We start from the raw sequence: 8,383 nt of genomic DNA, 5'->3' as shown, positions 1-8,383 counted from the left end.
ATTAGTTAATGTCAACTAAGTTTTTCATTTCGTTTGTCGCTTGCGACGTTAATGTCATCGGCGACTTGTCCTATATTACACCCCTGTAGATCAATCGTCAATACTTTTTATCTTTTTTATTTTATAAATTATAAAAACTTTGCCCTCTCTTAATTTCTAACACATCCTTAGAACTTCATAAACGTATGTATTCAAACTAACAATCTGCAGACTACACTCTCTAACTTAATACTAATACTTTTCTAAAGAATGAATGCGAGACCAAGTAAATATATATTAAGGATAATATTTTTTCTTTTAGTACGCCCCCCTTCTACTCATCTCTAGGGGATTATATATAAAACATTTCTCTTCTTTACCTTTAATCAACAAAAAGGAAAAGAAATCTAATAAACTTAGGAGGCGTTATGAAATGCATGTTAATAAAAAGATAATTTATGTATCCCATGATGCCCATTTCCACGGAGCACAGCTACTTTCTTTACATACTATTAAGGCTCTTAAAGAAAACTTTGATTACTCTGTTGCAATTATTTCTATTGGATCCGGTATTTTAATTCCCGATTTCCAAAAGTACGGTCCTGTTTATTGTCTCGAGCAAGATTATCAAACAAAAGAAAAGGTCGAATTATTAATAAAGGATTTATTATCACAGGATTTTACCCTCGCCATATGTAGCACTGTCATAAGTGGCGATATCGTCGCATTACTAGCTAGACACAATATAAAAGTTGTTTCATTAATACATGAATTACCGCATTTAATACAACAGTACTCTGCTGAAGGGAAAGCTAAAAACATCGCTGAATTTGCTTACAAAGTTGTTTTCCCTTCACAATACGTACAAGAAAAATTTCGTACAATCACTGAATTGGATCCTCAAAAATGTCACATTCTCCCTCAAGGTTTGTTTAACCACAATCCTTATAAGAATAATATCGCAAAAGCTAGAAATGAGTTACGTAAGAAGCTTAACCTGCCTCTAGATAGCAAAATCATCCTGGGTGTAGGCTTCGCAGATTATCGAAAAGGAATCGATCTATTCTCACTTATCTCTTACTCAGTAAGAAAGACTCACAAGGATATTCATTTTATTTGGGTAGGGAGAACAGACGTTCAATTCCTGAATACACTGCCCCCTAAATATAAAGCACATTTCACAGTAATCGATCCTACTCCCGATATCGGATTATATAACGCCGGAGCTGACTTATACTTATTAACTTCAAGGGAAGATCCTTTTCCAAATGTTGTTTTAGAAGCATTAGATGCAAAACTTCCTGTTATAGGGTTTAAAAATGCTGGAGGTTTTGAGGATGTTGTTACAGAAAAAACTGGTGCCTTAGTAGACTTTTTAAATTTACCCAAAATGCTAGAAAAAATATATGAATTTATTCATGATGAGGGATTACGATTACAAAAGGGAAGCTTTGGCCAAGAACTTATCGAAAAAAACTTCAATTTTCTTACTTACATTTATCAATTACTAGATCTTCTCGAACATAATTACAAAAAGATAAGCGTAATCATACCAAACTATAATTATGAAAAATACTTACCTGATCGAATCGAATCAATATTAAACCAAACCTACCCTCTTTACGAACTAATTTTCTTAGACGATGCCTCCACTGATCATAGCGTATCAACATTTAAAGAACTGCTCTCAAAAGAAAATAAGATCCATCTGAAGGTTCAACAGGTTATTAATGATACAAACTCTGGTTCTGTATTTAAACAATGGATAAAAGGCGTCACTGCAGCAACTGGTGATTATATTTGGATTGCAGAGGCCGATGACTTATGCGATAAGACATTTTTACAAGAGGTGATGCAGGGGTTTTATATAAATAACAATATTGCCTTAAGCTACACACAATCAAAACAAATAGACGAACAAGGAAATGTATTGGCTAATCATTATTTAAATTACACAAATGATATCGATGAAGAGAAATGGAAAGCCCCCTATTTTCGAAAAGGCGTCGACGAAATACAAGATACGTTACTTATCAAAAACACTATACCTAATGTCTCGAGTGTAGTTTTTAAAAATATAGATATGAAGAAAACAGAAAAACAGTTAGAAAAGTTCAAAATAGCTGGTGACTGGTTCTTCTATGTTTCTCTTCTTACAGAGGGAGATATTTACTTCAATCCAGCCCCCCTAAACTATCATAGACGACATTTAAATAGTGTAACAAGAACAGAAGATTCATATTCCCATTACAATGAAGTTGTGCAAATGCAAAATTTCATTAAAGAAAGCTTTACTATCGATGACATTTCTAAAATGAAAATGTATACATATAGAAAGTATCTTAAAGCATACTTAAAAATTTAAACGTATGCTTTCTCTGCCATCAATATCTCTTGTAAGGCGATACTATTATTTAAGGGGGAATACTCTTTGAAAGACTTTATAGAGGAACATAAAGATTTAATTTCTCAAATCGCACACAGCTACAATGTAAATGCAAGTATCCATCCTGAGGATCATATCTTTCAGTTCATTGTCACTAATCCCGTTTTCCCATCAAAAAAAGAAGCGATAGATTACTATTTTAAAGACGGGCAAAACTCAGCACAAATACTCTTAGACTTAATCACTTCCCTTTATCCTCCTACAGGCAATCCAATCAAATTGTTAGAGTTTGCATCTGGATACGGCTGCGTAACACGTCATTTATTAAATCTACAAGCGAATTTGAGTATAACCGCTTGTGATATACACGAAGAGGCCATTTCCTTTATTGAAAACAAATTAAATAATCCTTCTATATTATCTCATCTTGAGCCCGAACAGTTAAAATTAGACTCCTCTACGTACGATATTGTTTTTTGTCTATCCTTTTTTTCTCATATGCCTGATACAACTTGGTTTCGTTGGCTTCAAACATTGTATAACGCTGTTTCACCTGGTGGTTTATTCATTTTCACAACCCATGGCTATCAAAGTAAAAAATATTTCGGGTTTCCAAATTTAAACGAACAGGGCTATTGGTTTCTCTCTTCTAGTGAACAATTCGATTTAGATGTTAATCAGTACGGACAAACGATAGTTAGCCCCTCTTACGTATGTGACAAAATTAAATTATTGCCCTATAACCCAATCATCAAAAAGTATACTGAAGGATTTTGGTGGGAACATCAAGACCTTTGGGTAATAGAAAAAGAAGTAAAATAATAAACCACGCTCTGCTTAAATACAAGTAGAGTGTGGTTTATTATTTTTTACTATATAAGAACTCTTCAATCCATAGCTTATTTAATCTAATCCCATTTTTAAAATCTATTTTAGGTTCCCAATTCAATTCTTGTTTTATCTTATCAATATTTAAAATGATTCTTTGGACGTTCTCTTGTTTTTGTTTATAACAGATAAAATCCACTTTTCTTTCTGTTATTTTCTCTAGTTCCACAATAATTCGTTTTAAAGAAAGACCTTTGCCACTCCCTATGTTATATACGCAAGATTTCAATTGATTTAATTGTGCTAGTTGTATAGTAATTTCAACTAAATCATCGATATAAATATAATCTCTAATAATCTCCTCTGGATTCCCATATATATTAATCCTTTCATTACTGAGATGCTGATACAAAAAACAATTTATCGCCCCAACTTTTTTTAAGGGGTTTTGGTATTTTCCATACGGATTAGAATATCTACATACAACATAATCTATTCCATATTTTCTCTTATAAAAATACAAATAATTCTCGAGCGAAACTTTTGTTATTCCATACGGGGAAAGTGGTCTTAATGGATGTTTCTCATCAATAGGCAAATATTCAGGTTCACCATAAACTGTGCCTCCCGAAGAAGCTAATATAATTTTTTTAATACGAAAATCTTTAACACTTTCCATGAAATTAAGAAAAAATAAACTGCTATTAATATCGCCGAAAACATCTTCAATTGAAGTTGCTACGTTAGACGTCGCAGCTAAATAAATAATAATATCTATATTCACTAAAGCCTTATATATATCCTCAACATTTTCTAAATCACCTTTAATAAATTCAACTTCACTTATAATATTTTGAGGAAAATTATTTATATGCCTGGAAAATACTTTTACATTTTGCCCCTGTTTCAATAAACCCAATGCGAGGTTGATACCAATGAAACTATTTCCACCTACTATTAAATAATTATTCTTCCTCATAATATCATCTCTCTAGTAATAAATTTTTCCCATCGTCAAACCTAAAAACATACACAAATAAACTGGATCATTTCGATTATTCATCTTCTTACCATTGTATGTTTGTTATAAATTTTCATTATCTTTATTTTCTATTTTCATTTTGGAAGAACTTCCTTATTCAGATTGACTGCAAAAACACTCATAATATTTACTCATCCCCATGAATATATTTAATAAACAATCCTCACTTGTTTAACCCATAAAAAAACTTCTACATACACAAGGTTCTCAAAAAAAGGAGTGCGAAACTCATGAAAAATATAAATCAAGAGCTTTTAAATCATGTAATTCTACATAAAGACCGAATTCCGCATTACCATAAAGACTTTCCCCTTATACTATTTTGGAGTCACAGAAGCGGATGCACCGCATTAGCTAATTGGTTCTTTTTTCAAATTGGATTATTTACTGAAGCAAAGAAATACAATGACTTTATTCATTACTATGAATTCTGGGTGTATAAGAACAATATAAATTACATACCAGAGTTACAGAATGGTCTTCTAGAAGGTAAAAAGGATGTTTGTAAACTTGTGCGAAATCCCTATACAAGGGCTGTCAGCTCATTTCTATTACTTGCTGACAATCCATACGCTAGCCCCCAATGGGAAAGTATCCGTCATTATTTTTATAATGATAAATATAGTAATCAAGGAATATCATTTAAACAATTTTTATATTACGTTCAGGTATTTGGTTCCAATTCCCTAGCAATAGATATACATTTTAGCCAACAATACGTCCCTGGTGAAGAAAACTTCATCCAATGTTATATTCCTTTAGAAGATTTTAATGCACAAATCACCAAACTGGAACACACGTACGATTTGATAAAATCCAATTTAGCACTTCTTACAAATTCAGATCATCATCGCGCCCACAAGATGATTTATGCAGGGAGCTATGCAGAACTTAGCATTACAGATGAAGCCTTCCCACGATTTCCAACATACGAAAGCTTTTATGATAAAGAAACTATGGATTTAGTTACAGAAATATATGCACAGGACTTTGAAATGTACCCATACACGAGAGGGATACTTTAAGTCTATACATTTTTCTATGAATAAAAGCTAATGCATCGCATAGCATAAAGTGAAACTTTAATTCGAGTCGGGTTCTCTTCGACTGATTATTCTCTTTTCCTAATCGCTATTTTAAGAGATACCTAACTTTCACCTATTCCCTTTGATTTCGCCGATTGTTGACGTGTATCATACTTTCCATAAATAGATTGCATGTAACATAGGAGTGATGTCGTGTGGAAATCAATTTGAAACACAATAATGGGTACTGCGTTATTTGCGAAAAGAAAGCTACATTTATAGAGCATAATGATTGGCTTAGAGATCATTATTTATGTTCTACATGTAACTCTATCCCAAGGCAGCGAGCTTTAATCCATACTTTACACACATTTTTTCCAAAATGGGATTCCTATAGTATCCACGAATCCTCTCCTGGAGGAATTACAACTCAGCTACTATTAAAAAACTGTAAAAACTATACATATTCTCAATACTTTAAAAACTATCCTCTTGGCCAATACTTTCAAGGAATTAGATGTGAGAACTTAGAAGACATGACTTTTGAAAATGAATCTTTTGATTTATTCATTACTCAAGACGTTTTTGAGCATGTAATGACGCCAAACAAAGCCTTTAAAGAAATAGAACGAGTATTAAAACCTGGCGGCGCTCATGTATTTACTGTCCCTTGGTATCATACACTCACAAAAACTGTGCAAAGAGCAAGATTGAATAAAGAGGTGATTGAATATATTGAAGAGCCCATTTATCACGGAAACCCTATTGATGAGAATGGGTCTTTAGTAACGTTCGATTGGGGGCAGGATATGATTGAATATATTTATACACACACAAATATGTATACCATTGTTTATTTACAAAAGGATAGATCACTCGGGTTAGATGCTGAATTTTTACATGTTTTTATTAGTAAAAAGCAAGAAAATAAGGTTTAATCACTATATAATTCGGAGGTTTGACAAATGCATAACTTTAAGTTAGGAAGTGATTTTGATGATCTTGTTAATTCACTATCTGATGTTGAACTTCTAAATTTATTTATACAAAGTTGTTCCCAAACAACGATAAATGGGGTTCCCGTACCTAGGTTTCCTCCTGAAGAAATTCAAAAACAATTTGTAGGTGCTTCCTATGAACATGCTCTTTATGAAGCATATTTATTTTATAGCTATATAAAACAATACGCCCAGAATTTAGGTGTTCCCGTGAATAAAGAAAGTAAAGTTTTAGACTTCGGCTGCGGATGGGGAAGAATTATACGCTTCTTATTTAAAGATGCTTCTGATCAAAATTTACTTGGCATTGATGTGGATCCTGCGATGATCACACTTTGTAATGAAACACTAGGAAGAGGGATATATAAAACAGCAAGTCCACATCCCCCTGTAGAATTTATTAGTGACAATTCATTAGATATCATATTCGCTTATTCTGTATTCTCACATTTATCCGAAGAAACTGCTGAAAATTGGATAAAAGAATTTTCAAGAGTTCTTCGCCCTGGTGGAATTTTCATCGCAACAACACAAGCGCGCTATTTTCTTGATTTTTGTCAACAATTCCACGAACATCCTGAATTAATTCAAACAGGATGGCATAAAACTTTATCTCAAGCTTTTCCAGATATACATCGCGCTATCTCGGATTATGAAAACGGAAAATTTGTCCACAGCGCTACTGGTGCAGGGGATGTTAGAAATAGTAGTTTTTACGGAGAAACCGTTATACCTAGGACTTATATTGAAAATCATTATGAGAAATATTTAAAGCTACAAGACTTTTTTGATGATGTAAATCGATTACCTCAAGCCCTCTTTGTCCTTCAAAAAATTTAATTCCTTTTATTCAACGTAATACACTTAATTTCATGACGAAAAGCACTTTCTATTTCAGCTATATATCAAATTACCTAATACTCTCTTATTAAGTAAGCTGTAAAAACAAATTCAATACATACCATAAAAAAGCAGTAAACAGCTAACATATCTCTTGTTTTAAAATTGCTCCACCAAATCAAGAATACCTTCCCAACAATTGAACTACGAAAAACATGAGGGGGATATACTTTGAAAATAATCGCTTTTTACTTACCACAATTCCATCAAATTAAAGAAAATGATCGATGGTGGGGGAAAGGATTTACTGAATGGACAAATACTAAAAGTGCACGCCCTTTATTTTCAGGACATTATCAACCGAGGGAACCTTATCAAGATTTTTATTATGACTTAACTAGCCCCTCCGTAAGAAAGTGGCAAGCAGAAATCGCTAAAGCATACGGTATATATGGTTTTTGTTATTATCATTATTGGTTTAAGGGAAAAAGACTATTAGAAACACCCTTTAATGACGTACTAAAGATGAAGGAACCTGACTTCCCTTTTTGTCTTTCTTGGGCAAATGAACCATGGACAAAATCTTGGGATGGTCTCGATAAACATATATTAATGCCTCAAGATTACGGAGATATATCTGATTGGAAGGAACACTTTGATTATTTATTACAGGCTTTCCAAGATGAGAGATATATTTATATAGATGATAAACCTCTATTCATTATTTATCGTCCAGGACATATTCCTGATTGTGAAAAAATGCTTAATTACTGGAATGCATTAGCGCGAGAAAATGGTTTAAAAGGCATATACTTTGCTGAAACATTAAACAGTTTTCCACTACCTAATATAAATGGATTCGATGCTAGCATTCAGTTTGAACCTTTCTATACAATTGCCCATGATAGCTCTTCAGACATAAATAAGGTCATATATGATTCTGATATGCAATTGAATGTTTGGGACTACGATAAAGTATGGATGTATATATTACAACGATCGCTCCCAAAGAAAAAAACATTTCCTGGGGCTTTTGTTGATTGGGATAATACTGCACGACGTAAAAACGCAAATAGCAGCATCTTTGTAGGTTCTACCCCTGAAAAGTTCACCATATATTTAAGCAAGCAAATTCATCGTACTTACTCTTTTTATAACAGCGAGTTTTTATTTATTAACGCATGGAATGAGTGGGCTGAAGGAACTTACTTAGAGCCAGATAAAAAATATGGATTTTCTTATTTAGAAGGAGTTAAAAATGCAATTGATAGAGGTATGAAAGCAT

The 8,383-nt window shown here is 32.8% G+C and carries 7 protein-coding genes; 6 read left to right on the top strand and 1 reads right to left on the bottom strand.

Annotated features, from left to right (window positions below; translation table 11 throughout):
* Nucleotides 1-412: 412 nt before the first annotated feature.
* Together OXT04_RS29255 and OXT04_RS29250 are read left to right on the top strand one after the other, a co-directional pair.
* Nucleotides 413-2,344, top strand: coding sequence for a glycosyltransferase (locus tag OXT04_RS29255; protein WP_078994984.1), 1,932 nt, complete (start codon nt 413-415; stop codon nt 2,342-2,344).
* 66 nt (nt 2,345-2,410) lie between these two features.
* The gene (locus OXT04_RS29250) at nt 2,411-3,187 is read left to right on the top strand and encodes a class I SAM-dependent methyltransferase (RefSeq protein ID WP_065229657.1); all 777 of its coding nucleotides are present in this window, start codon (nt 2,411-2,413) and stop codon (nt 3,185-3,187) included.
* 40 nt (nt 3,188-3,227) lie between these two features.
* Here the strand turns inward: OXT04_RS29250 and OXT04_RS29245 are convergent, their stop codons facing one another.
* Entirely contained in the window at nt 3,228-4,172 is a 945-nt protein-coding gene (locus OXT04_RS29245; protein WP_001230828.1) for an NAD-dependent epimerase/dehydratase family protein, read from the bottom strand.
* 293 nt (nt 4,173-4,465) lie between these two features.
* Between OXT04_RS29245 and OXT04_RS29240 the strand changes: the two genes are divergently transcribed.
* The 4 genes from OXT04_RS29240 to OXT04_RS29225 all read left to right on the top strand — a co-directional run.
* On the top strand, nt 4,466-5,260 hold the full coding sequence (locus OXT04_RS29240; protein ID WP_267418933.1) for a sulfotransferase family 2 domain-containing protein: 795 nt from the start codon (nt 4,466-4,468) through the stop codon (nt 5,258-5,260).
* A 215-nt stretch (nt 5,261-5,475) separates the two neighbouring features.
* Nucleotides 5,476-6,198 carry a class I SAM-dependent methyltransferase gene (locus tag OXT04_RS29235; protein WP_000405127.1) on the top strand — a complete coding sequence of 241 codons (723 nt, stop codon included), beginning with the start codon at nt 5,476-5,478 and terminating at the stop codon, nt 6,196-6,198.
* A 27-nt stretch (nt 6,199-6,225) separates the two neighbouring features.
* Nucleotides 6,226-7,098 (top strand): class I SAM-dependent methyltransferase, encoded by an 873-nt coding sequence (locus OXT04_RS29230; protein ID WP_267418932.1) that lies wholly within the window; start codon nt 6,226-6,228, stop codon nt 7,096-7,098.
* A 231-nt stretch (nt 7,099-7,329) separates the two neighbouring features.
* On the top strand, nt 7,330-8,383 hold a 1,054-nt coding region (locus OXT04_RS29225; protein ID WP_267418931.1), incomplete at its 3' end, for a glycosyltransferase WbsX family protein.

Origin of the sequence: Bacillus sp. GC_Bacil_1, from assembly GCF_026540675.1 — a bacterium.
Taxonomy (GTDB): Bacteria; Bacillota; Bacilli; order Bacillales; family Bacillaceae_G; genus Bacillus_A; species Bacillus_A cereus.
This window is presented reverse-complemented; position numbering and strand designations above follow the sequence as displayed.

Bases quoted from the DNA above. Each gene is read 5' to 3' on its own strand.
- OXT04_RS29245 (WP_001230828.1), bottom strand. From the start codon at position 4,172: ATGAGGAAGAATAATTATTTAATAGTAGGTGGAAATAGTTTCATTGGT.
- OXT04_RS29230 (WP_267418932.1), top strand. From the start codon at position 6,226: ATGCATAACTTTAAGTTAGGAAGTGATTTTGATGATCTTGTTAATTCA.
- OXT04_RS29255 (WP_078994984.1), top strand. From the start codon at position 413: ATGCATGTTAATAAAAAGATAATTTATGTATCCCATGATGCCCATTTC.
- OXT04_RS29240 (WP_267418933.1), top strand. From the start codon at position 4,466: ATGAAAAATATAAATCAAGAGCTTTTAAATCATGTAATTCTACATAAA.